Raw genomic sequence first — 24,723 nt, 5'->3', positions numbered from 1 at the left:
GTCGCCGAGTGGGAGGCCGGTTGGTTCCGGCCCCCCACCGTGGTTACCGCCGTGCGGCCGGGGTGGGCGGCATCCGACGTCGGCCCGTGGATTCCGATGTGCGGCTTGTCGATTCCCGCATCACGCTCGCTGCCTGTACGGTTCCTCGATAGCGGCCCACGTGCGGGTCCAAATGTGGCTGCGCCACAGTGTGTTTTCCTGCCGAACTGCGGTCCAACCGGTGTAGCGCGAACGCCGCGACGATCCCAATGAGCGTTAGTCCGATCCACACCGCCCAATCCAAGCCTGCTGCGCGGGCCGCACCCACCACAACGCCGGTGGCCAGATTGCCGACCAGGATTCCGATGCCGACCACGGTGTTGTAGAAGCCATAGTGGGTCGCCACCAGCTTTCCGCCGGACAGCGATACAACCGTGTCCATCTCGAACGGGAATACCGCGGCCGTGCCGACCGCGAGCAGCGCCGCCACCAGCAAAAGCACCGCTGCCGCGGCGGCCACACCGAATCGCCCCGGGCCAGGTACTACCGCCAATGGCACGAACGACACCGCCAGCACGCCCATACCGACGACCAGACTGCGCCCGGACCCCCACCTAGCACGAAACCACGCTGTGATACGTAATTGTCCGGCAACGGCAACCGCGCCCGACACCACGAACATCGCGGAGGTCAGCGTGTCCGAGCGAGCACCGGCGATGAATTCGGCCTGCAGCGGCAGCGCGAGATAGACCTGGAACGACAGCACGTAGGAACCGATCATCGCCACCGCGAATGCGACGAAACGCCGGTCGCCGAATACCGTGCGCCAATCCTCCAGCACGGTGGTTCGCTCCGTGGTCTGCTCGCCGCGCCGGGTCGGCAGCGCGCACAGCTGCGCCACCGTCAGCCCGGCGAAGACCACCGCCGCCGCACCGGCCGTGACTCGGAAATCGAGCGCCATCAATGCCAATCCGACCAGCGGACCCGCCAGGATCCCTGCCTGGTAGAAGATGTTGAACACGGCGAACGCCGCTACCCTGCGCTCGCCGGTATCGGCGGCAAGGTACGCGCGCACCGCTGGATTGAACAGTGCGCCCGCGAAACCCGTTGCGGCCGAGGCGATCAGCAGTCCGGGCAATGAAGTCGCGAACACCAGTAGCACGAAACCTATTGTGCGCAAAAGACATCCAGCGACGATCAGCGGCTTGTACCCCAGGCGGTCAGCCAATGTGCCACCGACCAGGAACATGCCCTGTTGGGAAAAGTTGCGCACTCCGAGCACGAGCCCGACGGCCCACGCCGCCAGGCCCAATGGGCCCGCCAGATACCCGGCCAGGTACGGCATCAACATGTAGAAGCCGAGATTGATGCCGAACTGGTTGATCATCAGTAACCGCGCGGCGAGATCGAAGCTGCGGAACTTCGCGAATACCGTCACGCCGCTGGCCCCTTGTCCCGCACGAGGTTTCGTGGGTCGACGACTGTGCTGCAGCGGGTCCATGAGCGAACCACCCGCTCCGCTGGATGACCGATGGTGTCGGGCTCGATCGGTGGCGTGGCATCCAGCAGGCCGTGCTCCGCGCAGTACGCGTCGTTGTAGACGGTGTCGAAATATCGGTGTGGGCCGTCCGGGAAGACAGCGGCGATGCGGGTGCCCGCGTCATGCGTTCGCGCCGCCCAACCCGAAACCAACGCGACCGCACCGACACTCCATCCGCCGCTGGCATGGTGAGTCGCGGCCAGGGTTCGGCAAGCCCACACCGATTCCGAGGGTGCGACCCAGTGCACTTCGTCGAATGCGGCGTAGTCGACATTCGACGGATGGATGCTCGAACCGAGGCCGCGCATCAGGCGCGGACCCGCCGGTTGACCGAAAATGCTGGACGCCACCGTATCCACGCCGATCAGCTTCAGGTCCGGATTGAACGCGCGCAGCACCCGAGCCACCCCCGCCGAGTGCCCGCCGGTCCCGACCGCGCATACGAGCACATCGATCCGGCCGAGCTGCTGTACCAGTTCCAGCGCAAGGGATTCATAGCCGATGACATTGTCCGGATTGCTGTACTGATCCGGGCACCATGCGTCCGGCTCGCGATCGAGCAGTTCCGCGACCCGTTCGCGGCGGGCCTGCTGCCAGCCTCCGGTCGGATGCGGTTCGGATACCAGATCCACCCGCGCACCGTAGGCGGCGAGCATGCGCGCGACGATGGGCTCCAGTCCCGGATCGGTCACCACGGTGACCGGGTTCCGATAAACCATTCCGGCCAGCGCCAACCCGAGACCGAGTGTGCCGCTGGTAGATTCGATAATCCGCGCACCCGGCGCCAAATCACCACGTTGCTCGGCACGGCGCACCATATGCAGTGCGGGCCGGTCTTTCATCCCCCCGGGATTGAATCCCTCGAGCTTGGCCCAGAATCCGCGATCTGCGGGCGCCAGCGGCGCGCCGACCCACACCACCGGAGTGTTGCCCACCAAAGCTTGTGGATGTCGGGCCGCCATCGGTGCGGTGACCAGAGCCAGCGCGGGTGTCTCGACGCGCTTATCGAGCACGATCTTGTCCATGACTGTCGCTTCCTGTATCGAATCCGCCCTTGGGCGGTAAGGACGTGAGCGGGCAGCGGACACCGGCCGACGACAGCAAACGTCGGCCTGGCGCTGACCGATCAGCGTCGAGCGATACAGAGATGCGTCAGAATGACGCGGCCGCGAGCAGCGGGCACGCGGATGACCGGCGGGCCGCGCACGTTCAGCCCGGCCGGGGTCGCCGCGGCGACGGAACCCATGGCCGCCACCAGGGCCAACATAACCAACAGCAGGGCGGGAACCTGACCAATTCCGTTGGGCAGCAATGACTTCAGCACACAATGCCCGGCATGTAGCGAACAGGCACAAATGGGCGGATGGATGGCGGCGGCGTGCAGACCTGCCGAGAGCGGAATAGCCGATTGCGCCGCAGCGTGACTCGCGTGTGCGTGGGAGTGCTCTTCCGCCAGCGCACAGTCGAACATCGGCGCTACGAGCAGCACTGCGGCAAGCAGTGCGAGCGCAGAGCCACCGAGCCGCAACCGACCGATGAGGCTCACGATGGCGCCGCTGCCGCTCCCTCGCCATCCGAGTACGGACTGCGATGGCAGAGACAACACTGCGGTTCGGCGACGACAACCCGTCCGACTCACCTATGCAGCTCCTGCCCAACGAATCAACTTGACCACGAACAACTTTGGGACATTCAGCCTCGACGCCTCCAAGGTACCCGATCGACATCCCGCAGCAATAATCTACTGTCTCCGTACGTAGCTAGTTGGATTAATGTGATCAGATCCACGAACCGAGTTCGGGCACACGACTCCCCGGCTACCCCTACCGTGCGAGAAAGTGCCAGCCGACCCATGCCCACACGAGGACACCGGCAATCCTCGCCACCCGAGTCCGCGTGAGGTACGCAATCGTTTCACCCACCGGCGCGACCAGATCCCGGCGCACATGCGTGATCACGACTACGCCGAGCGTAACCACCAGCACCAGCACGAACCCGACGATGACGATCACCCGATCGCTCATCTCGACACCAGCCACCAGCCGGCGCCCAACCACACCAGCCATCCGACCACCCGCAGCGGCCAATGCTCGAGTGCCGGATCCAGCAGTGTCGACAAAGTCGGATGCAGGTCGCTCGGCCGTGTCCAATCCGTTTGCCGCACAAAGGCATACACCTCCCACGCCGAAGCGCCGACTAACAGCGTTGACCAAACAGCCACTCCACGCCGCAGCCGGACGGTGCGTGGAATCTGCTCGGGGCTCGTGCGGAACGCCAACACCAACACCAACACCACCGGCACCGCCACCAGCACGGTTGCCGACCAACTGAACGGTCGGGTGGCGGCCCCACCCACCGCCAGCACAGCACCGACGGCCAGCAGCAGCATCCGCCGTCGGATTGGTCGCGCCGAGAGCGCCGGTGCCCCTGCCATGTGGGCAGAATAAGTCCCGTAGCGCCGGATTCGGGCAGCTATCGGTGGCATCTCCACATCGAGTCGGTGACGAGAAGAGCAGCCACGTCGACCAAGCAGTCCCGCGATTCCAGCCGCGGCCAGCGCCACAGCACCGACAAAATGCATCGAGTATGCATCGTTTGATGACTGTCGTGAAGCAAGCCGACGCGGAGTATTCGGGCAGGGGTTCGCAAATCGGTCCAGGTCGACCCTAGTGCGGAAATCAGGCGAATTGTGCGATGGCGTCGCCGAGACTGTCGAGTGTGCGAACCGGCGCCGGCAGCCGCACCGCCTCCCACCCCGGACCCCCGACGAATACGTCCGCGCCCGCGTCGACGCAGGTACGGACGGCGGAGACGAGCGCAGTCGATTCCTGGTGGGACCACAGCATCACGGCGGTCGGTGCCGGCCGCCGGGTCAAGGCGTTCGCCAGGGCGCCGGCCGGTACGTCGGCGCCGAGCATGAGTGCGCCGACACCGCGTTCGACCAGGGCGGCGCGCAACGCCTCCAGCGGCAGCGCGTGCGCCTCACCGCTGGTGCAGGCGAGCACCACCGTGGGCTGTTCCGGAGCCGGCAGCGGCGGATAGTTGCGCTGCAGCACCGCGGTGACGCACCAGGACAGTAAGTGTTCGACGTCGATACAGCCGACACCACGCCGCTGTTCGGCGACGATCTCGGCGAACGCGGGGCGGCACAGTTCGTTCCAGGTTTCGAGCACGCCGTAGTCGCGGAAATGCGCGGCCAGCTGCCCGGACACCGTAGCGGAGTCGAGGGCGAAGGCCGCTGCCAGCAAAGGTTTTCGGTCGCCCGCCGCAACGGCCGGCCCCTGCACCGCCGCGGCGGCACCGGCCGGGCTGGCACCGGCGCGCACGAGCGCGATCATGCGTTCCAGCGCCGCGATGTCGGCCTCGGTGTAGAGCCTGTGCTGCCCCGGTCGTCGGCGAGTCGGTCCGATGTCATATCGCTGGTTCCAGCTGCGCAGGGTGGCGATCGGGATGCCGAGGCGGTCGGCGACCGCACGCACGGTGTACCCCACTGCGGAATCGGAGGTGGTACCGGCGGTCATGGGCTCATTCTGCCTGCCCGCCACGGGATGTCGTGGACGGCACCACGTACCCAGTGGATTCGCATCGGGCTCTCCTACGATTCCTCGGTGTCGGGCAGGACTCTGCTCACTCCGACTGCATCGATTATGCATCGATAGATGATAGGGTGGGAATTCCATCGACCTCGAAGGAGAACAGTGATCGTGCCTGGTCTACGTCCGCTCCGCCGACTCGCCGTCGTCGCCGCGTCCACGGCCGCGGCACTATCCCTTGCCGCGCCGGCGGCCTGGGCCGGCCCGGCTCCGGTAACCCACCTGGATCTGAACCGCTATCTCGGCACCTGGTATCAGCTCGCGGCGGTGCCTCAGTTCTTCAATCTCAACTGTGCCCGCGACACCCACGCCGAATACGCGCTGGACCCGCAGGGCAACGTATCGGTGCACAACAGTTGCACCACCTGGGCCGGTACCCCGAACGAGATCACCGGCACCGCCACCGTGTCCGATCCGGTCACCGAAGCCCAGCTGCACGTGAGTTTTCCGGGTGTGCCCACGCAGGACCAGCTCTACGGCCAGCCGAACTACATCGTGACCTCACTCGGGCCGGACTATTCCTGGGCGCTGGTCACCGACCCACACCGGATCTCCGGGTTCGTCCTGGCGCGGACTCGAACGCTCGATGCCGACGAATGGCGCAGCGTACGCGCCGCGATAGGCGCGGCCGGGGAAAACGATTGCCTCTACCTGACCTCGCCCACCACAAGCGGAGTCGAGACTGTCGCGCCACTGTGCACGGCCTGAGCGAGGTTCGATTCGATGACCATCACCATCGCACTGTTCACCCGCGACCTACGGGTGCGCGACAATCCGATGCTCACGGCCGCGGTCGGGGAAGGTGCCGCAGTGGTGCCGCTGTTCGTGGTCGACGAGCAGATCGTCGCCGGTCGCTCGTCACCGAATCGGGCCCGATTCCTGGCGGCTGCGCTGGCCGAACTGGACACCGAATTGCACGCTGCCGGTGGCCGGCTGGTGGTTCGCTACGGCGACGTCGTCGATGAAGTGGATCGGATCGTGCGGGATGTTCACGCCGACAGCGTGCACGTCGCCCGTGATGTCAGCTGGTACAGCCGCAAACGCGAGGCGGCGCTGCGGGAGCGGCTGGCCCCACGCAGTTGCCTGCTGCACGCCCATCCCGGCTCGATCACCGCTGTCGATCCGGCGGAGCTGTCCCCATCGTCCGGCCGGGATCATTTCGCTGTGTTCACCCCGTACTACCGCCGGTGGCTGAACACGCCGCTGCGCCGCCCGCTGCACGCACCACGGGAACTCATTGTTCCGACGCCGGTGACCGGTGAGCCGCTGCCGGACTACGCCGCCCGCGACCGTACCGGGTCGCCCCGGCTCGCGGTCGGCGGCGCGATCACCGGCCGAAAGTTGTTGACCGAGTGGCTGTCCGGGGCGGTCCTCGACTACGCGAACCACAGCGACGATCTGGCCTCCGACGCCACCTCGCGGTTGTCCCCGTACCTGCATTTCGGCTGTTTGTCGCCGACCGAGGTGCGCACTCGGACGGATCTGTCGAGCGCGGGCGGTCAGGCGTTCGCCCGCCAGCTGGCGTGGCGGGACTTCCACCACCAATTGCTGGCTGCTCGGCCCGATGCCGGATGGCACGACTACCGGTCGCGGCGCACGGCCTGGCGGGAGGATCCCGCTGCGGCCGCGGCCTGGCGTGGCGGCCGAACCGGCTATCCCGTCGTTGATGCCGGGCTCCGCCAGCTGCTGGAGGAGGGTTGGATGCCCGGCCGGGCCCGGTTGATCGCCGCCAGCTTCCTGACCAAGACGCTCGGAATCGACTGGCGCATCGGCGCCGAGCACTTCCGGGACTGGCTGGTCGACGCCGATGTCGCAAACAATCAGCTCAACTGGCAGTGGGTGGCCGGCACCGGCACCGATACCCGGCCGAATCGGGTGCTGAACCCGCTTCGGCAGGCCGAGCGCCATGACCCGGATGGCGAGTACGTCCGGCGCTGGATTCCGGAGCTGGCCCATCTGCCGGGCGCTGCGGTGCACCGGCCCTGGCGTGCCGCAGTGCCGGCGGATATCTATCCCGCGCCGTTGGTGGAATTTCCCGGGATGTGATCGGTATCCCGATCGGATGGCCGGAAGGAGTTCCGGCAGCCCGCACCAAAGCCACGATCCCACACCGTCCGCCCACACTGCTGGAGCTCGGCCGGCGTCCGACATCGACGTCGCTCTCGCTCGTCGGCCACGCTCGCTAGGTCAGATCGAGCAGGGCGAGGTAGGCGTCGAGTTGGGCCGCGCCGGCGAGAAGGTTGCGGCTTCGTGTGGTCAGCCGATCCTGCCAGGCGTCGAGGAAGGCGCTCAACGCGTCCGTACCGCCTGCGTCGCGCAGCGCGTCGAGGAACTGCGCGACCTGGTGCAGCAGGTATCCGCCTCGGCGGAGTTGTTGTGCGATCTGCGCGTCGCGCACGCAGTCCGGTCCGTATTCGCGATAGCCCGTTACCCGGTCGCGTTCGGGGCGCAGGATGCCCTCGGTCTCCCAGGTGCGCAGGGTTGCCGGGTGCACGCCGAGCCGGCGCGCGAGTTCGCCCACGGTCAGGGGTCGACCACTGATGGGAGTGGGAGTAGTGGACAGGGCGCCGAGGGCGGTGGCGACCTCGGTGCGGGTGTTGCGCTCGGCGAGTAGCGCGACGTGCGCGGCGTCGATGAGCCGGTAGGCGGACTCGGTATCGCCTCGATTGGTCGAGCGCATGATCTCCATCGCCTGCTGGTGCCCGTGGCCGCCGCGCAACGCGAGGAAGGCACGCAGAGCTTGTGCGTGCAGGGGCGTGTAGCGCCGGTAGCCGGTCTGGCTGCGCTCGGTCGGCGGGAGGATGCCCGCGTCGTCGTAGTTGCGGATCGCTTGGGCGGACAATCCGTGTTCTCGGGCGAGGTCGATGGGCCGCAGCTCGAACCTCCGATTGAGGCTTTGATGTATTGATTCCAGGTAGAAGTCCTAGAAGCTTCACCCGATTCTTCAACGATAGCGTTGAGGGCAGTTCCTTCCGGAAGGGGTGTTCATGTCTACTGCCGCGTCACTACGTGGAATCGGCCACCAACTCGACGACCCGGCAAGCCTCGGCCAAGCCCTCGACGAACTGCTCGCCGCACACACCGAGCCGCCGACCCTGCTCGCCCTCGGCGAACCCACACACGGGATCGAGGCATTCCCGTTGCTGCGCAACGAAATCCTCACTCACCTCGTCGAACGGGGGTATCGATCGATCGTGCTGGAGACCGATTTCTTTGCCGCATCCGTTGTCGACGACTACGTGGACGGATCCACCGCCGAAATCGACGAGGTGCTGGCGACCGGGTTCAGCCACGGGTTCGGCGCTGTGCCGGGCAACCGCGAACTCGTCGAATGGCTCCGCACGCACAACGCCGGCCGCACACCGTCGGACCGGGTTCGCTTCTACGGCTTCGAGGCACCGGTGGAGTACGCCGGTGCACCGGGCCCGCGACACGCACTGTCCTCGGTCAACGACTACCTGCCCGCGGCGCTGCGCCCCGAATCGGCCCGCGACCTCGACACGTTGTTCGGCCAGGACACGGACTGGTCGAACCCGGCGGCCATGTTCGACCCGGCAGTGTCCATCGGCAACTCCGATCGCGCCCGCGCACTGCGCATCATCGCCGACGACCTCGCGAGTGCGCTGCGCCGCGCGGCACCCGACCTGCACGCCGCCGACCCAACCGGCTACGCCAGCGCCGTCGCACATGCGCGCACCGCCCAGGGCCTGCTGCGCTATCACGCGGCCATGGCCAGTCCCGTGCCCGATCGCATCGCGCTGTTGCTCAGCGTGCGCGCCGAGATGATGGCCGAGAACCTGCTCGCGATCGTTGCCCAGGAGCAGCAACGCGGGCCTAGCCTGGTGTTCGCGCACAACGCCCACCTACAACGCGCGCATGACGAGGGCGAGGTGAGCTGGGGAAGCGCCGGAGCACTCGTCGGACTCACCCTCGGCGAGCGCTACGCATTCCTGGCAACCGACGCCAACCCCGACAGCGCCCCGGGCACCCTCCAGTGCATGTTGGCCGAGGCGACGACCCGTCGTGCTCTGTTCCCGACACCGGCCCTGCGTGCCGCGCTGCCCCCGTCGATCGGCACGGGCAAACCGATTGTGCCCGGCCACATCCCACTGAACCCGGCAGAGCTGGGCGGCGCCGATGCGGTCATCTTCATCGCCGACACCGATGGAAAACGGTATCAATACTGGTAGCAGCAAACTCTAGCTCGACCGGGAACGGCGCCCGAGCATGCGGATGCCGGTGAGGATGAGGTCGATGCCGTCGAGGAACTGCTCACGATCGTCATGGTCGCGCAGCTGCCCGGCAACGTCACGGGTGAACGGGTACTGCTGGGGATCGAGGTTCGCCCACGCGACCGACACCGTGGTGAGGAAATCGGTCCGGTTCGTGCCCTGCTCCAGGACGCGGGCGTTCGCGGCGTTGAGCCCACCGACGCCGAGGATGTAGTTCAGCAGCGCGGACGCCGAGGTGAACTCGGCGGTTTCCGGAACGCCGAGCGCTCGAACCTGCCGTCCGATGCGTTCGAAGATCCGCAGCATCGCCGGCTGCGACGGGGTGCGGGAGAGCTGCGTGCCGACCCACGGATGCGCGTCGATCGCGTCGAAGACGGCGAGCGCGACCGCTCTGACCGCGTCCTCCTCCCGCACGTCATCGGCTACACCGGCGGTCATCGCGGGCGCGAGAACGGCATCGGTGGCGGCGATGAGCAACTCGCTCTTGTTCGCCACGTGGTGGTAGATCGCGCCGGGCCCGGTCCGCAGGTGCCCGGCGAGTCGGCGGAAGGTCAACCCGGCTTCACCCTCGGCGTCGAGCAACTCCACGGCTGCTTCGACGATGCGCTCCTGGGACAGAGCGTCCGCACGCCGCTGTGTCATGTCCTCATCTTGACATGTTTGGAACGCCGTACCAAACTATCTTGGAACGCTGTTCCAAAGCTGCCCGGCGAAAGGAATCGAGATGGCCACACCAGTCACGATCATCGGCGCAGGACTCGGCGGGCTCACGCTCGCGCGCGTCCTGCACATCCACGAGATCCCGGTGACCATCTACGAAGCGGAGGCCTCCCCGACCGCCCGCGCACAAGGCGGCATGCTCGACATCCACGACCACAACGGCCAGCTCGCCCTGAAGGACGCCGGTTTGTTCGACCAGTTCCTCGGCCTCATCCACGAGGGCGGCGAGGCGATCCGGGTGCTCGATATGCACGGAACCGTCCTGTTCGACCGGCCCGACGACGGCACCGGCGGGCGGCCCGAGGTGCTCCGCGGTCGGCTGCGCCAGATGTTGCTCGACTCGCTGCCCACCGACACGGTCGCCTGGGGGCGAAAGGTCGCCGCTGTCGGTTCCCTCGGCGACGGCCGGCATGAGCTCACCTTCGTCGACGGATCGACCCGGACGACCGGCCTCCTGGTCGGCGCGGACGGCGCGTGGTCGCGCGTGCGTCCCCTGCTGTCCGGCGCTGAGCCCGAGTACTTCGACACGGTGTTCATCGAGACGTATCTGTTCGACAGTGACGAGCGCCATCCTGCGAGCGCGAAGGCCGTCGGCGCAGGCTCGATGTTCGCGCTCGCGCCGGGGAAGGAGATCGTCGCCCACCGGGAACCGGGCGGCGTCCTGCATACCTACGTCCAACTCAACAAGCCCCGAGAGTGGGGCGACGGCATCGACTTTTCCGATCCCGGCACGGCCACCGCCCGGGTCGCCGAGGAGTTCGACTGCTGGGCGCCGGAGCTCACGGCGCTCATCACCGACGGTGAGACCGCACCGGTCCTGCGGACCATCCACGCCCTACCGAGCGACCACCGGTGGGACCGTGTCCCGGGCGTCACCCTGCTCGGCGACGCCGCCCACCTGACGGCGCCCTCCGGCGAAGGCGCCAATCTCGCCATGTTCGACGGCGCCGAGCTCGGCAAGGCCATCGCCGCTCGCCCCGACGACATCGAGGCCGCACTCACCGAATACGAGGATGCCCTGTTCTCCCGTAGCGCCGAAGCCGCCGCCGATGCCGCACAACTTCTCCCGCTCTACCTCGACAGCAACGCCCCACACAGCCTTATCGACATGTTCACCGGCGCTGAACCTGTCGAGCGCTGATCGGACGCCCGTCGGCCCGGCCCGGCAGCAGCTGCCCGGCCAACAACGCCGGCCGAAGCGGCGTCTCACATACGACCGGGGAAACCACCGGTTCGCCCGCGGCCGCGCGACCGACAGCCCTCGCCGAGTGCGTCGACGGCGTCGCTTCGGCCCCGTCGACGCTGGGCATTCGCAAATCCATCACTCTTCGGTCTCGCGCTGTCGGCGATGCCGCGACTGCTGTTCGTCGCCGCGATCGTGCTGAGTCTGCGCCGCATGAGTGCGCCCGGCGTGCGGTGGCTGCACCGCGCCGGCATAGCGGTGCTCGCGCTGAGCCTGGCGGGCCGCGCAACACTCATCCACTCCGCGCTGTTTCTGGTGCTGGCCGTGAGCACGCTCGCTTTCCAACTGTGGGTCGGTGTCGTCGCGTGGCACTGGCTGCACACCGATTCCCCTCGCTGATCCCCTCCTCGAGGAGAAAACCAATCCGCGTTGGTTCGACGCCGCCAAGCGGGCGGGCATCGCGGTCCGCAGCATCGATGACACCATCAGTCCGTCATCTACTCACCCTGAGGAGAACCATGCTCGCCGTAACTGCCGATGTGACCGTCAAGGACGGGGCCGGCCCCGAGTTCGAATCCGTCGTCGCCGACCTCGTCACGCAGGTCCGGGCCAACGAGCCCGGCAATCACACCTACCAGCTGACCCGCTCGCAGGCCGATCCCAACAATTACCGCTTCTTCGAAATCTATTCCGACAAGGAAGCTTTGGAGGCGCACACCCGCTCCGACCACTTCCGCGCCGCCGGTAAGCTCATGACGCCACTTCTGGCCGCACCCCCGAGGCTCGAGTTCTTCGACACCCTCTGAACCCCAACCCTCTGCGGACCCGAACCGTCCGCAGAGGGAAATTTAACGTGCGTAACTAGGGCATTTCACGCCGGATAGGTGTGCGTTTCGGTGGCCTTGACCGCGGCCCACAAAGGCACACCGGTCTGCAGACGCAAATCAGCGACGGTCGCGGGAGTGACATCGGCGAGCACGGACGGGCTGCCATCGAGGCGAACCCGGGTGGTGTTGGCGTGCTGTTCGAGCCCGACCACGGTGACCGGCCAGGTATTTCGCGGGCTGCCCGTCGGCTGCTCAGGGTGCAAGCTCACCGCAGTCGGCGGGAACGCGACATGGACAGCGCCCTCGGCCGGTTCGGCCACAGTAAGTGTGCCGCCGTCGTCGAGATCGATCGTGTTGCCGTGGGCTGTGCCGCGATAGAGGTTGAGGCCCACCAGGTTTGCGACATAGTCCGAGCGTGGTCTGCGGGCGACTTCGCTGGGTGGACCTTCCTGGATGATGCTGCCGTTTTCGACGATGACGAGGCGGTCGGCCAGCACCATGGCATCGAGCGGGTCATGGGTGACCAGCACGGTATGTCCGTTGTAGTCGGCGAGATGGTGGGCCAGATCCGAGCGGACCTGCAAGCGGGTGCTGGCGTCGAGTGCCGCCAACGGTTCATCCAGCAGCAGTAGTCGCGGATCGGTGGCCAGCGCGCGGGCCAGCGCGACACGTTGAGCTTGGCCGCCCGACAGCGCGCGCGGTTTGGCGTGCAGATGCTCGGCGAGGCCGACTCGCTCGAGCCAATACTTCGCGCGCTCACGCGCGGCCCGGCGGTGGTGCCCACGAGCGCGCAGTCCGAAGGCGACGTTGTCTTGGACGGACATGTGCGCGAACAGCAGATAGTCCTGGAATACGACGCCGATCGCTCGCCGCTCGGCCGGGATGAACAGCTTCGGCGGTGCGTCCCACGTATTTTCGTCGAGACGAATGTTGCCACCGGTGAGTGGGGTGAGTCCGGCCAGTGCCCGCAATGCCGTGGTCTTGCCCGCACCGTTGGGGCCCAGCAGTGCGACGACTTCACCCGGTGCCACGCTGACGGCGATATCGAGTTCGAATTTGTCTCGGGTGATGCGTATTTCGGCCTCGAGTGTCATACCGCTCCTCGCGTCCACCGATCCCGCAACGCCGCCAGTACGACCACCGACACCGTGAGCAGCACCAAGCTGAGCACGATCGCGTCCTCGGGATCGGTTTCCAATGCGAGGTAGACCGCCAACGGCATGGTCGTCGTCTTACCCGGAAAGTTGCCCGCGAAAGTGATCGTGGCACCGAACTCACCGAGCGCACGCGCCCAGCACAGCACCGCACCCGCGATCACCCCCGGCATCACCGACGGCAATGTGACTCGCCGGAAAGTCAGCCAATGCGACGCACCCAAGGTAGCCGCGGCTTCTTCGTAGCGGGGGTCGGCTCCCCGCAGCGCACCTTCGACGGAAATCACCAGGAACGGCATCGCCACGAATGCCTCTGCGACGACGACCCCGGCGGTGGTGAAAGGCAGTGAGACATCGAACCACTCATACAGATAGCGCCCGATGATCCCGCGCCTGCCCAATACCAGCAGCAGTGCGACACCACCGACCACCGGCGGCAGTACCAGCGGAACCGTCACCAGTGCCCGCACGAACCCGATGCCGCGGATCTCACCGCGGGCGAGCAGCCATGCCAACGGAATCCCGAAAAGAACGCAGACGACAGTCGCCGAGCTCGCACATACCAGCGACAGCCGCAGCGCCTGGCCGACCTCGGCACTGAACAACCGCTTGGGCAGACCACGCCAGGGCGCGCGCAGCAATAGCCCAGCCAGCGGCAACAATAAAAACGCCAAACCGCAGACGGCGGGTAGCACGAGAACGAGCGGTCGCCGCCCGCGCGCTGCCCGCCCTCGCGCCGACGTCCGGATCACGGGTTGTCGAATCCCGCTTCGGTGAACACCGTGCGCGCTCGGTCGGACCGGACGAAATCGACGAACGCCGCAGCGGCTGCGGCGTTGGGAGCCTTGGCCAGTGGCGCGACCGGATAGTCGTTGATCGCCATGTCCGCCTCGGGGAAGTCGATGCCCTCCACCTTGTCACCGGCGGCCTTGACATCGGTGCGGTAAACGAGCGCCGCATCCACCTCTCCGAGGGTGACTTTCGTCAGCACTGCCTTGACGTCGGCCTCACGGGTATCGGGCCGCGGGTGCACACCGGCGACCTCGAATACGGTCTTCGCGGCGGCACCACAGGGCACCTGCTCGGCACACAGCGCGATCTTGGGTTCGGTCTTGCCGAGGTCCGCAAGTCCGGTGATATGGCCGGGGTTGCCCTTGGGGACCGCGATTTCGAGACGATTGCGTGCGAACGTCACCGGCGTCGCCGTGATATCGCCGGCGTCGAGGACCTGCTGCATATTCTTCGGCGCCGCCGAGGCGAATACATCGACTGGGGCGCCCTGCTTGATCTGCTCCGCCAACGCCGAACTCGCACCGAAACTGTAAACAACCTCGACGCCGGGGTGGGCGGCCTCGAACTGCTTGCCCAACTCGGTGAACGTCTCGGTCAACGACGCGGCCGCGAATACCGTCACCGTTCCGGAGATCTTGTCGGTGCGGGCCGTATCGGACGACTTGTCCGATCCACAGCCGATCAATGTCAACGCGACAGCCCCGGTCAGAGCAACCGCGCTCAGCGAACGAATCATCCTCGTCAACTTTCCGGGATTTCTACAACGACATGAGTGGACTTGACCGACGCGACCGCGACGCTGCCGACCTCGAGGCCGAGCTCGTCGACCGAGTCCCGACTCAGCAGCGACACCAACCTGAACGGCCCGGCCTGCATTTCGACCTGAGCCATCACCGTGTCCTTCACGATGCGTGTGACGATCCCGCGCATCCGATTCCGCGCCGAGATCGCGACCGTGGCACCCGGCTCCGGGGCGTCGGAGTTGGCTCGCAGAAATTCCGCCAGCTCTCGGCCACTCACACCCATGCGCCCGTTATCCAGCTGAATAGCGTTGAGTCGGCCCTGATCGATGTACCGCCGCACGGTGTCATCGCTGACACCCATCAACGCGGCAACCTCACTGATCCGCAGGTTCGACACGATCAGCAGCATATTGCCGTATCCACGGAATGCATAGCCGAATGCGCACGCACGTCCACGGGGCGTCGCCGCGGCGTTTGCGGCGCGTCGTGGTGGGCACGGCGGTCTCCTTCGTTGGGTGCAAGGTTCAGGCGGTGCGGCGAATGAGCAGGACGTGTCGACGCCGTCCCGTCGCGACCAGGTGTTCTGCGTCCCAGGCGCTAATTCTTGCCACGCTCACCACGATCTGGCACGCAATCTTGCTGTTCCGGCAAGATGGCCTCATGGGTCGGGCACGGCCGACGTTCTCGGCGCGGTGGGGGCCACAGCTGATCCGGAACCGTCAGCACCAATCGGTCAGACCGTGAGGACCATGCGGTATCGGGCCCGTCCCCGTTCCATCTCGGTGTATGCCTCGGCGGCTTGATCCAGCGGCCGTTGCTGGATCCGTGTGCGCACGCCCGATTGGACCGCGAATTGCATTGTTTCCTCGATATCGCGGGCGGTGCCGGAGGCGTGGCCGGTGATGCTGAGCCCGCGGGCGATCAGCTGCATCGGGCTGATCGGCAGCGGTTCGGCGGAGACCCCGATGGCGATGAGCTCGCCGCGCGGTAGTAGCCCATCGACGGTTTCGCCCATGGCTTCGGCGTTGCCCACGGTCCCGAGGACAACCGACGCGCCGCCGAGTCCCCGTAGTGCTCGGCTGACATCGCCAGCGGTCGAGTCGATGTAGTGGTGGGCGCCGAGCGCGCGGGCATCTTCGGCTTTGTCCGCGCCGCGTGCGATCGCGATCGTTTCAAAGCCCATCGCGTGAGCGAATTGCACGCCGAGGTGGCCCAGTCCGCCGACACCCAGAATGGCGACGCGGTCGCCGGGCACCGCCCGGGTTTCGCGAAGCGCGTGGTAGGTGGTGACACCGGCACAACCCATCGGCGCGGCCTCGGCCAGCGAGAGCGCGTCGGGGATGCGGGCCAGCGCATTGGCCGGTACGGTCACCGACTCGGCGTATCCGCCCGGGTACTGCCAGCCGGGGACCTGCATGTTCTGGCAGTGGATGAAGTCGCCTTCGCGGCACGGCACGCATTTGCCGCAATGCCCACCGAACCAGCCCACGGCAACGCGGTCACCGACGGCATAGTTGTCGACGGCGGCACCGAGTTCGGCAATGGTGCCGGCAATCTCATGCCCCGGTGTCAGCGGCCACGACATATTCGGAAATGCTCCACTGACGAATGCGCGGTCGGTGCCGCAGATCCCGCAGGCCGAGACCGCGAGGCGCACATGGTCGCGCGGCGGTGCGTCTGTTTCGACATCGACCAGTTTCAACGCCGCACCGGCGGACTGCACGTGAACAGCCTGATGAGTAGACATCGGTATGCTCGCTTTCCCTTGGGGAGCGGCGGCGTCGCGGACCTCACCAGAGCGGACCGAGGTAGCGGCACCGGCATTTCTCGAACTATCGCCTGCAACGACGGTGCCAACAGCACCGTGTCACCCTCGTCGCACCACTTGGTCGTGCCAATGTGCAACCGACGAGCCGTCATCCATCCCGCGCGGCGTCGCACCCCCACTCGGCCCATTACGACGCCGTGAAAATCATACGTCCGCAGTTCTTGGCCCCAGGTGACAATCGTTGCGAGCTGGTAGATCATTCGCTCGATAACCCATCGATGGTCTCGATGCGCTATCGGACGGCCTTGCGCTGGCATGTACCGAAGCTCATGCTTCATCAATAGGAACACCGCGCACGTCGAGGGCGATCACTCGGTCCGAATTACCTCCGGCGAACGGGTGCTGTGGGCCGGTGCCAGCGTGCGCTACGACGCGCGCGAATACCCCGATGCAGCAGTCACCCAAAAGCAAAGGAGCAACGATGTCCACGATCCACTTCAAGGAGACCACGAGTTCGACACCGGAGCAGTTCGTGGCCGCGCTCACCGATTTCGGGCCTGGCCGCTCACAACTGTTCGGCAACAGCGCCGACAAATACCTCCAGGTGCACGACCAGGGCCGACGCGACGCTGATGTCACGGAGGGCTCGCATGGCATCTGGGAACGACTGCACTACGACTGGTCGAACCCCGACCGCGTCGTCATGACGACCACCGACTCGAACATATGGGGCGGACACTCGGGTCACACCTATACCTTCACGCGCCGGTCTGACGGGAAGACCGATGTGGATGTGGTCATGGTGCGCGAGGGAAAGAATCTCAAGGGACGGGTCCTCGGAGTCGTGGTCGGGACCGTCGGCAAACGTGTACTGAAACAAGCCCTCGATAAGACCGTCAAGGCTATCGAAACCCGCGGCAACGACCGGGGTGAGTCGCCTCGGTGAGTTCGAAGCCTTCCTAGTGCCGCGTCCCGATAGCTTCAGCCGTACCGAGACTTGGCTCGGAGGGGTCCGTCGAACGCAGTCGAATGGTGGTCGACCACGCCGCATTCGACCGCCGCATCACTACGCTCGGCAAGCAGCCGAAGCGGGTGGCGCGGCAAGCTTTCTGGACGAGGCACTTGCGTGACAGCCCAGCAGGTTTGGGTGAGCGGGTTCTGAGCATGTGGTCGGCGCTGCGCCAGGGGCACGCAGCTTGATCAATTCCGTTTGATACCAGCCGTTTACGGTATCGGCGACACATCAACCACCACAACGGCGTGGCGAATGCCGAGCACAACTATCCGCAACCGTATCGGCGGGCAGTGCCGCGACGATCGACGTCGTCCTCCGCAGGATCGGGACGGTCAGTTCGCGCCACCGCTGTGAATATCCCGGGTGGTCGACAGGCCGAATGAGTAACACCGCGCATGAGATCGGTTGTCCCGTAGGTGCGGTAGGGTCTGCCGACAGGTTCGAGTGCTGGTCCCGTATCGAACCTACTGGGCGGGTAAACACTTCGAGTCCGGTGTCGCGAGCGATCTTTTTTCGGAACAGTCTGTGTCGGTAATTAGTCGACTGGAGTGCTATGACCAGGAAGTATCTGAGGAGTATTGCAACGCTCACCGCGATTGTCGGTGCAGCGACTTGCATTGCCATCACACCCGCTGATGCGGCATCCGGAGAAGTCGATACCGGTGGCATGCACGTCGTCGCAGCGGTGGATATGAACAATGTCGTCCCGGCCGGAGGCGATATAGCAACGGGAATCCCGTTCGTGCACGCAGTCAAAGTGTCCGGAAATTACTCGGTGTCTGTCGACGGCGTTTCATCCGTTCGCGACGGGGAAATTGCGATCGGATATCTGGTCGGTTGCGCCGTGGATATCAGCCAAGGCGTCTCCATCGGGATTGCGCCGAGCGTCGGTGTCAGCGCGGGTATCGCACCCGAGCTCGCATTGACCCTTGGCGATTCGCCCAGCGTCACTGTCGCAATTGCACCGAATGTCGGCGTCAATGCCAGTCTCACCGGAGCGATTACGGTAAGCCTCGCACCGGGAAACGTCACGGCGGTGGTTATCGGTGCCGCCAGCCTGGATCACGACGTCACGTTCCCATACACATTCGGCCACACCAACACGCCACTGAACATCAGCGGATGTATATCGCCCGCATCAGCCATGCCCTTCGTCACCGTACGCGCCGACGGTACCGGCGGAACCGCCCAGACAACCGGCTACGGAACGGAATTCACGTTTTAGTACCGCGTCCGGGAAGCGTCTGCGGTGTCGAGCCCTGGTTCGGAGGGTTCCGTCGAACGCAGTCGAATGGTGCTCGCCCACGCCGCATTCGACGAGCAGCCGGAGCGGGTGACGCAGCAAGCTATCCGGACGAGGCACTAAGGGGCACTGCCGCAAACGCCTCCCCGGATTCCCGGACGTAACGACCCACAACTAAGGGATCGAGCGCTGGCGACACCGAGATCGGCCCACCACAGACTCGATACTCGATCACAAGCGGTGAGCGGCCCGTCGTGACGGGCCGCTCACAGTGTTCAGTGGTCTAAGCGGCGTTTTCGGCGTCGAACCGCGTGATCCATTTCGACCGCAGCAGGCGGGTGGGACTCATGAGATCTCCCGTAGCGCCGCGACTGGGCAGGAGTCCACGGCTGTACGGGCGGCGGTCACGAGATCACCGGGCACCTCGGCACCATCGAAACGGTAGATGAGCTCAGCGTTGTCACCGAGGCTGAATATCTCGGGCGCCTGCACGGCGCACAGACCGTGTCCCTCGCACCGCGAGTAGTCGATGGAGATCTTCATGATGGATTCCTTCTATCGAGCTGGAATGAGTTGCAGTGGAAGGCGTTCGAAGCGGTGAATGATGTTGTTGATCGCCCATTCGGGCTCACCGGCGATCTCGATGCGCTCGACGCGCTCGACGAGTGCGGCGAGCATTGCCTGGGTTTCCAGCCGCGCGAGACCTTGACCGGCGCAACCGTGCGTGCCGTGACCGAAGCCGAGTTGGCGGGTCGCGTCGCGGCGGATATCGAAGGTGTCGGGATCATCCCATTCCAGCGGGTCACGATTGGCCGAGGAATAGATCACCACCACCCGTGCGCCCGCCGGGATGCTGGTTCCGGCGATGTCGGCATCACGAATTGTCTTGCGGGAGAACGCACGCAGCGGTGATTCGAAACGCACAACCTCGTTCACCGCGTTCGGGATGCGGGTGGGATCGTCCTTGAGCAGCTGCCACTGCTCGGGGTGGCGTGCGAACAGATACATGGCGCTGGCGATAGCGCTGATCGTGGTATCCAACGACGGGGCAAGGTAATCGATCAGCAGGGCCGGGCATTCAACTTGGGACAGCTTGCCGTCGTCGGTAGCCTGCAGCACGTCCACCCCGAGGCTGCCCGGCAGCAGGTCCCGCTCGCGGGCGAGCTGCCGCGTGAACTGCATCATCCCGACCGCCGACGGCGCGGTGCGAATGGACTGCCGGTTGAGTGGCCCGAGCGCGTCGAATGTTGCTCCCGCCCACCGCAGCAAGTGTTCCCGACCGTGCTGGGGCCAGCCGATCAGATCCGGTACCACCGACATCGGCAGCGCGGCCGCCAGTTCGGCCCCGTCGATACGTCCCCGCGCGAGCGCCTGCTCGACGGCCGCGACCGCCTGCTGGTCGACCGATTCGCGCATCGCTCGCAGTGCACGCGGGGACAACCGGCGGGCGAGCAACGCGCGGCGGCGTTTGTGCTCCTCGCCGTCACTGTTGAGGGTGGTGCCCTTCGAGAGTCGGTTGGCCACCGGGTTCAAGGCGACGCCGGCTCCGGAGACGAAGGTCTGATCGTCGAGCAGGACGGCTTTGCATTCGCCATAACGCGGCAGCGCATAGGCGCGTTGCTTGGCAAGCCACACCACCGGCCCGAGCTCGCGCAGCCGCGCGTAGTGCGGATAGGGATCGAGAATCCCCTGGTGCGAGTAGATGTCGGGGCGGTAGGCCGGGACATGGGCTCGATTACGCATCGGAATTCCCTTTCGAGCGGTCATAGGTGCGCACCGAACGCAGTCACGACATAGGCGACCGCCAGCACGCCGACGCCGATCGACGGTGCGTACTCACCGACACTGTCACCGGCTTTCATATGGGTGATAAGAGCGCCGATCATCAACAGCATCAGTCCGATTCCGGCCGCCGCCCCGAGCGGCCACCACATCGTGCCGGCCAGTATGCCCAGCGCCCCGGCAATCTCGAGGACGCCGATGCCGCGGAAGGCGGTCACCGAGTAGCCGAAATGTTCGCCACGCTGACGCATGTCCGCCACGGCCAACACCTTGACCGCACCGAGCGGTAGAAACCCGATCGCCAACAGCACGGCGAACACGATGGATGCGACTGTCATCGGCGCACACCTACTTTCCATTCGATTGCATAGCCAGCTACGTCAGCCACCGACCTTCGTCGATGCCGGGGCGAGCTCGATGGTTGCGACGACACCGTCTTCGACCGCGGTGGCAAACGCCCCGCACTTGCGCGTTCACTGACGATATCGTCACTCACGAAGATACAGTCAGTCAAGAGTTTCTGAATATTTCGTCAGCGACATTCGTCCGACCGTTGCCCGAGGACGCCCAAACCATGACGGCACGACGCATGGCTTCGGCTCGGAAGTGTTGTGCACCATCCGGCTGGGCGGCATGGTTTTCGACTACGCCGCCACCGCGGTCGCGACACGCAACGTATTCCCGATGGGACACGAAAGCGTTTGGTTCACAATCGAATTGATCCGCGATGTGGCCGAGGAATGCCAGCAGCCGTGCTGTGGCTCCCGTACGAACGATTGTTTCTCGGGCCATGCCACGCGAGTTCCGTGCGGCCTACGGGGATGCGAAGGTGCCGGAAGACAGGAGTATCAGAGCGCGGGCGGGGTTCACGGGCGTGCTGCTGCCGTGCCGGTGACGCGTTCTCGCCGTCCGCTCAGGCAGCCGTACAGCAATTCCAATATGACCGAGTGACGCTGGGCAGCGAGGTCACCGCACACGCCAGTGCCGTCGGATTCACTGACCGCTCAGGTCGACGTCGGCGGCAGGCGCGAGGTCGCATGGGCTATCCGGGATTTTGATCTCCTGCGGATCTTTCAGCGCGCGACATCGCTCGACTCGGTACGCGCGCTCGTCTGTGAGAGCGGTTCGGCGAGTGTTACTCGGCTCGAGGAGCTCGAATCACGGGATCGACTGGTCCGGCGGAGGCTGCTCAGGCTGGGTCTGCTCTGGATTAGGCCGCTCTGGGTGAGGCTCGAGCAGCGGCTCATCGGGCGACGGCACGTGCGGCGGAGGCGGCACGGTTAGTGAGTAGACGGACTGAAGGTAGCCGGACCGGGTCACTGTGGCCGACGTAGCGCCGACTTGCGCGATCGCGGTTCCCCCGAGCACGAGCGCCACTGGAACCGCTGCCGCCACGACAATCGATACCATCTTCTGTCGACGCGGGTCGGAAGCCCGGCATTTGCTTGTGCCCATAGATATATCCCTTTCATACGAAAAGAGATTTGGAACCATATATTTATATCCGCCAGCCACACGAATTATCGAAAGACTTCGGAATATCTCCGAGCATAGGTGACAGTTTGCCGCATGTCCATGGCATATGTTCGATCCGTATGGTCGATGAAATAGGTAACCCACGGCTCTGCGCAAATGTACGCTCATCGGCATTTCTGGATGCTCGGGAGGCTCAGCGGGAACCGGCAATTCCCTGCCGCCACGCTGCACCATGACCGGGCGGACCGTCGCCCAGAGGATCTCGTCAAGGTGCAGATCGCAGCGAGCGGCTATTCAGGGCCGCCATCGGTCACCACCCGCACCACCATCTCCGTGCGCATCACCTGACACCAGACATGCCGAAACCTCAACGCGCCCTAGCCTTCACCAGTCGAGGCGCGTCAGTCGTTTCACGATCCGTCGGCCAACTCGAAGTGTTCAGCGACAATGTCGTCCGGGTACTCGGTCAACACGCGGCGATAGGGAAACGTTCGACGACCCGGTCATCGAGGAAGCGAGAGCGATTGCGGACGGCCCGAAGCTCTCGCTATCCATTGTTTCCCTCATGAAGGCAAAAGGACGTCCTACGGTGCAACTCGCGCAGATGAGGCGTTCGACCGCCTATTCCACTCCTGCCAGCGTGAGGCGTTCCACCTGGAAGTTCAGGACACCTACAAGCTCCAGAGGAGTCCGAGCCGTTCCAGAAGTTCCTCCAGGACGAACCCGACGACTGTTCATGGTTCCGACCGTGGCTCGACCTCACGCTGCCCGCTGCCTTCTCGACACCTGCTAACACGGAGTCGAAAATGTGCACTAGGTCGATCAAACACTCTGGTTTATCCCCTGGTCCGCGTGGCCGCGACATCTTCCGTCCGGAGAGCCGTTGTGCTACGCGGACCGCGTGGTCAGCGAGGCGCGCCGACGTCGGCACGTGCCGTGGTGACCGTGGCTGCGGCGGCCGCCCGAGCGTCCTCGACGGTTCGTCGGCCGAGCCCGCACGCGGTGGCTACCCCATGTGTGGCTCGGCCGGAGGCCTGTTCGAACAGTGTCAGCGCGCGGATGCTGTCGTCGACATCGTCGGCAGAGACGACACCGGCGATCAGTTGCCAGCCGGGATCCAGTCGCCGCAGCGGGCGATAGAACGCCGGATCCAACGGGGCCGGATCGGCACCATAGGCGCAGGGAACATGTACGACTGGCAGGGGCACTCCGCGTTTGCGCAGTAGCCGGGAGAGGTGGCCGAGTAGGTTCACCACTGGCGCCAAGCCGCGGGGGGTCAGCAGGTTCTTGTGCTTGTAGTCGCCGTAGCATAGGTGCAGGGTTGTCGCCGCGCCGATCTCGTGGGTGCGGATGAGAAAGCCGCCGAGCTGGCGTGCCAGCAGCGGTCCCAGTGACCACTGCGCCCGCAGTTGCTCGGCTTTGACCATGCCGAGCGTTGCGATCGGTGATTCCACCTGCCACACAACGCGATCGCCGTACCGAGCGGTCACCTCGGACATCTCCTGCAGCACTGCGTCCGTGAATACGGGCAGATGCTGAAGAGCGGTGACGACCACACCGAGGTTGCGGACTGCGGGCCCCATGGGAAGGCCGAGCGAGACCGCCGCGCCGGCGAAAACGTACAGGGCCAGATCCAATGGGTTGGGCTGGCTGATCTGAACCCGCTTGTCCGCCAACTCTGGACGGCTGCGCTGCAGCGACTCGAACTCCGAGACAATCGCACCGATCCGCTCGATTCGCCCCATCGCCGCATCGCGTGGTTCGAGGATGTGGCCGGGCCGCACACCGTAGCTGCGCATGTCGCTGTAGTCGGCGTAGTCGCCCGTGCGGACGATGCTGAAGGCGTCGCGTGCTTCGAGAGTACGCAGATAGGCGACGACCCAGTCGGCATCGAGGTCGCGCGGCACTGCGGTCAGTGGCCAACCGTCACTCTGGTCGGCGAACCATTCCAGGACGTCTCGATCGCTGGTCATCAGGGCCTCGGGCAGGCTACCGACGAAATGCGCGTATCTGGTCATGGCGGCTCCTTCGATCGAACGCAGGCAGCTGAGGGGGTCTCCTTCGACCGACGAAATCCTTTGGCGCACTGCGTGAACGATGCGCATCGTATATCCGCCCGCGTGCGGCGGACTCACCACTGACGGGAAGCGGAAACACTGTCGAGCCCGCATATTGCGCGGTTCGGAGCGAGAGTTCGATCGCGGTGAACCGGATAGCGCCAGTGCTGTCCAGGCCCTGCCGATCTCACCCGACCGGAACCTCGAAGACACCGAGCGGAACTCGAATACCGGCGATCCGGCCAGCTCAATTCGGATTTCACCGAGCTGGACACAACCCACGTCGGTGGATCCGGGCTGAATGACTTTCTCAGGGACCTGACGATATCGCTCGCGACGTGCGATCAGAGGCCCAGGCCGGTATGAGGGGCCGATCTTGTTGGACCCGAACGACCGTGGCACCAGCCGGCCGAACTGACGGCCTTCGAAGGCAATTGGAAGACAGACGACAACGGTGACAACCCGAGAGCGCCGGTGGTGGACATAGCAACTAACAAGTGGAAGCGACAACCGGATGCGGCGTGATCGCCGGCGGAATAGTTCCGCTCCGACGCGGGTTAGTTTCCATGGAAACCAAATTGTGGGTCGGTGATCAGGCCGGCACCGATCTTGGAGGAAG

The 24,723-nt window shown here is 65.4% G+C and carries 25 protein-coding genes; 8 read left to right on the top strand and 17 right to left on the bottom strand.

What is annotated here, in order from left to right; all coding sequences use genetic code 11:
- Window positions 1–43: 43 nt before the first annotated feature.
- The 6 genes from ACIBI6_RS10825 to ACIBI6_RS10800 form a co-directional block, all read right to left on the bottom strand.
- Window positions 44–1,417, bottom strand: coding sequence for an MFS transporter (locus ACIBI6_RS10825; protein ID WP_396955848.1), 1,374 nt, complete (start codon window positions 1,415–1,417; stop codon window positions 44–46).
- Entirely contained in the window at window positions 1,414–2,544 is a 1,131-nt protein-coding gene (locus tag ACIBI6_RS10820; RefSeq protein WP_364339412.1) for a PLP-dependent cysteine synthase family protein, read from the bottom strand. Before ACIBI6_RS10820 ends, ACIBI6_RS10825 begins: the two co-directional genes overlap by 4 nt.
- 101 nt (window positions 2,545–2,645) lie before the next feature.
- Complete coding sequence (locus tag ACIBI6_RS10815) at window positions 2,646–3,065, bottom strand: hypothetical protein (protein WP_396955847.1); 420 nt, start codon at window positions 3,063–3,065, stop codon at window positions 2,646–2,648.
- A 277-nt stretch (window positions 3,066–3,342) separates the two neighbouring features.
- Window positions 3,343–3,543, bottom strand: coding sequence for a DUF6186 family protein (locus ACIBI6_RS10810; protein WP_396955846.1), 201 nt, complete (start codon window positions 3,541–3,543; stop codon window positions 3,343–3,345).
- The gene (locus tag ACIBI6_RS10805; RefSeq protein WP_396955845.1) at window positions 3,540–3,953 is read right to left on the bottom strand and encodes a hypothetical protein; all 414 of its coding nucleotides are present in this window, start codon (window positions 3,951–3,953) and stop codon (window positions 3,540–3,542) included. The genes ACIBI6_RS10810 and ACIBI6_RS10805 overlap by 4 nt, the downstream gene beginning before the upstream one ends.
- A 244-nt stretch (window positions 3,954–4,197) precedes the next feature.
- Window positions 4,198–5,040, bottom strand: a complete 843-nt coding sequence (locus ACIBI6_RS10800; protein ID WP_396955844.1) for a MerR family transcriptional regulator — start codon at window positions 5,038–5,040, stop codon at window positions 4,198–4,200.
- 183 nt (window positions 5,041–5,223) lie between these two features.
- On the opposite strand from ACIBI6_RS10800, the gene ACIBI6_RS10795 reads away from it, so the two are divergent.
- Together ACIBI6_RS10795 and ACIBI6_RS10790 are read left to right on the top strand one after the other, a co-directional pair.
- Window positions 5,224–5,820 carry a lipocalin family protein gene (locus tag ACIBI6_RS10795; protein WP_396956000.1) on the top strand — a complete coding sequence of 199 codons (597 nt, stop codon included), beginning with the start codon at window positions 5,224–5,226 and terminating at the stop codon, window positions 5,818–5,820.
- Between the two features lie 15 nt (window positions 5,821–5,835).
- Window positions 5,836–7,158, top strand: a complete 1,323-nt coding sequence (locus tag ACIBI6_RS10790; RefSeq protein WP_396955843.1) for a cryptochrome/photolyase family protein — start codon at window positions 5,836–5,838, stop codon at window positions 7,156–7,158.
- 136 nt (window positions 7,159–7,294) lie between these two features.
- Here ACIBI6_RS10790 and ACIBI6_RS10785 read toward each other — a convergent pair whose 3' ends face one another.
- The gene (locus ACIBI6_RS10785; RefSeq protein WP_396955999.1) at window positions 7,295–7,987 is read right to left on the bottom strand and encodes a MerR family transcriptional regulator; all 693 of its coding nucleotides are present in this window, start codon (window positions 7,985–7,987) and stop codon (window positions 7,295–7,297) included.
- Between the two features lie 112 nt (window positions 7,988–8,099).
- Here ACIBI6_RS10785 and ACIBI6_RS10780 point away from each other — a divergent pair, with 112 nt between their 5' ends.
- Entirely contained in the window at window positions 8,100–9,302 is a 1,203-nt protein-coding gene (locus ACIBI6_RS10780; RefSeq protein ID WP_396955841.1) for an erythromycin esterase family protein, read from the top strand.
- A 9-nt stretch (window positions 9,303–9,311) separates the two neighbouring features.
- Here ACIBI6_RS10780 and ACIBI6_RS10775 read toward each other — a convergent pair whose 3' ends face one another.
- Window positions 9,312–9,986 (bottom strand): helix-turn-helix domain-containing protein, encoded by a 675-nt coding sequence (locus ACIBI6_RS10775; protein ID WP_364339396.1) that lies wholly within the window; start codon window positions 9,984–9,986, stop codon window positions 9,312–9,314.
- A gap of 82 nt (window positions 9,987–10,068) precedes the next feature.
- Between ACIBI6_RS10775 and ACIBI6_RS10770 the strand changes: the two genes are divergently transcribed.
- From ACIBI6_RS10770 to ACIBI6_RS10760, 3 genes are all read left to right on the top strand, one after another.
- Window positions 10,069–11,205, top strand: coding sequence for an FAD-dependent oxidoreductase (locus tag ACIBI6_RS10770; RefSeq protein ID WP_396955840.1), 1,137 nt, complete (start codon window positions 10,069–10,071; stop codon window positions 11,203–11,205).
- Between the two features lie 207 nt (window positions 11,206–11,412).
- Complete coding sequence (locus ACIBI6_RS10765) at window positions 11,413–11,646, top strand: hypothetical protein (protein WP_396955839.1); 234 nt, start codon at window positions 11,413–11,415, stop codon at window positions 11,644–11,646.
- 119 nt (window positions 11,647–11,765) lie between these two features.
- Complete coding sequence (locus ACIBI6_RS10760) at window positions 11,766–12,053, top strand: putative quinol monooxygenase (RefSeq protein ID WP_364339390.1); 288 nt, start codon at window positions 11,766–11,768, stop codon at window positions 12,051–12,053.
- Window positions 12,054–12,118: 65 nt separating this feature from the next.
- Here ACIBI6_RS10760 and ACIBI6_RS10755 read toward each other — a convergent pair whose 3' ends face one another.
- The 5 genes from ACIBI6_RS10755 to ACIBI6_RS10735 all read right to left on the bottom strand — a co-directional run bounded on the left by ACIBI6_RS10755 (window position 12,119) and on the right by ACIBI6_RS10735 (window position 16,510).
- Window positions 12,119–13,168 (bottom strand): ABC transporter ATP-binding protein, encoded by a 1,050-nt coding sequence (locus ACIBI6_RS10755; RefSeq protein WP_396955837.1) that lies wholly within the window; start codon window positions 13,166–13,168, stop codon window positions 12,119–12,121.
- Window positions 13,165–13,977 carry a molybdate ABC transporter permease subunit gene (gene modB, locus ACIBI6_RS10750; protein ID WP_396955997.1) on the bottom strand — a complete coding sequence of 271 codons (813 nt, stop codon included), beginning with the start codon at window positions 13,975–13,977 and terminating at the stop codon, window positions 13,165–13,167. Before modB ends, ACIBI6_RS10755 begins: the two co-directional genes overlap by 4 nt.
- Window positions 13,977–14,756, bottom strand: a complete 780-nt coding sequence (modA, locus tag ACIBI6_RS10745; protein WP_396955836.1) for a molybdate ABC transporter substrate-binding protein — start codon at window positions 14,754–14,756, stop codon at window positions 13,977–13,979. The genes modB and modA overlap by 1 nt, the downstream gene beginning before the upstream one ends.
- A 5-nt stretch (window positions 14,757–14,761) precedes the next feature.
- On the bottom strand, window positions 14,762–15,160 hold the full coding sequence (locus tag ACIBI6_RS10740) for a TOBE domain-containing protein (RefSeq protein ID WP_364339797.1): 399 nt from the start codon (window positions 15,158–15,160) through the stop codon (window positions 14,762–14,764).
- A gap of 336 nt (window positions 15,161–15,496) precedes the next feature.
- Window positions 15,497–16,510 carry an alcohol dehydrogenase catalytic domain-containing protein gene (locus tag ACIBI6_RS10735; protein ID WP_396955835.1) on the bottom strand — a complete coding sequence of 338 codons (1,014 nt, stop codon included), beginning with the start codon at window positions 16,508–16,510 and terminating at the stop codon, window positions 15,497–15,499.
- Window positions 16,511–17,012: 502 nt separating this feature from the next.
- Here ACIBI6_RS10735 and ACIBI6_RS10730 point away from each other — a divergent pair.
- Window positions 17,013–17,477 carry a hypothetical protein gene (locus tag ACIBI6_RS10730; RefSeq protein WP_364339382.1) on the top strand — a complete coding sequence of 155 codons (465 nt, stop codon included), beginning with the start codon at window positions 17,013–17,015 and terminating at the stop codon, window positions 17,475–17,477.
- A gap of 622 nt (window positions 17,478–18,099) precedes the next feature.
- Window positions 18,100–18,771, top strand: a complete 672-nt coding sequence (locus ACIBI6_RS10725; protein WP_396955834.1) for an MspA family porin — start codon at window positions 18,100–18,102, stop codon at window positions 18,769–18,771.
- Window positions 18,772–19,134: 363 nt separating this feature from the next.
- On the opposite strand, the gene ACIBI6_RS10720 is transcribed toward ACIBI6_RS10725, so the two are convergent.
- From ACIBI6_RS10720 to ACIBI6_RS10705, 4 genes are all read right to left on the bottom strand, one after another.
- Entirely contained in the window at window positions 19,135–19,332 is a 198-nt protein-coding gene (locus ACIBI6_RS10720) for a ferredoxin (RefSeq protein ID WP_364339377.1), read from the bottom strand.
- A 12-nt stretch (window positions 19,333–19,344) separates the two neighbouring features.
- On the bottom strand, window positions 19,345–20,532 hold the full coding sequence (locus ACIBI6_RS10715) for a cytochrome P450 (protein ID WP_396955833.1): 1,188 nt from the start codon (window positions 20,530–20,532) through the stop codon (window positions 19,345–19,347).
- Window positions 20,533–20,552: 20 nt separating this feature from the next.
- Complete coding sequence (locus tag ACIBI6_RS10710) at window positions 20,553–20,909, bottom strand: DoxX family protein (RefSeq protein ID WP_364339373.1); 357 nt, start codon at window positions 20,907–20,909, stop codon at window positions 20,553–20,555.
- Between the two features lie 2,043 nt (window positions 20,910–22,952).
- The gene (locus tag ACIBI6_RS10705; RefSeq protein WP_396955832.1) at window positions 22,953–24,065 is read right to left on the bottom strand and encodes a hypothetical protein; all 1,113 of its coding nucleotides are present in this window, start codon (window positions 24,063–24,065) and stop codon (window positions 22,953–22,955) included.
- Window positions 24,066–24,723 lie beyond the last annotated feature (658 nt).

The sequence above is a fragment of the Nocardia sp. NPDC050412 genome, assembly GCF_044458825.1.
GTDB lineage: Bacteria > Actinomycetota > Actinomycetes > Mycobacteriales > Mycobacteriaceae > Nocardia.
The sequence above is the reverse complement of the archived record's forward strand: the minus strand, read 5'-3'. Positions and strand labels throughout refer to the sequence as shown.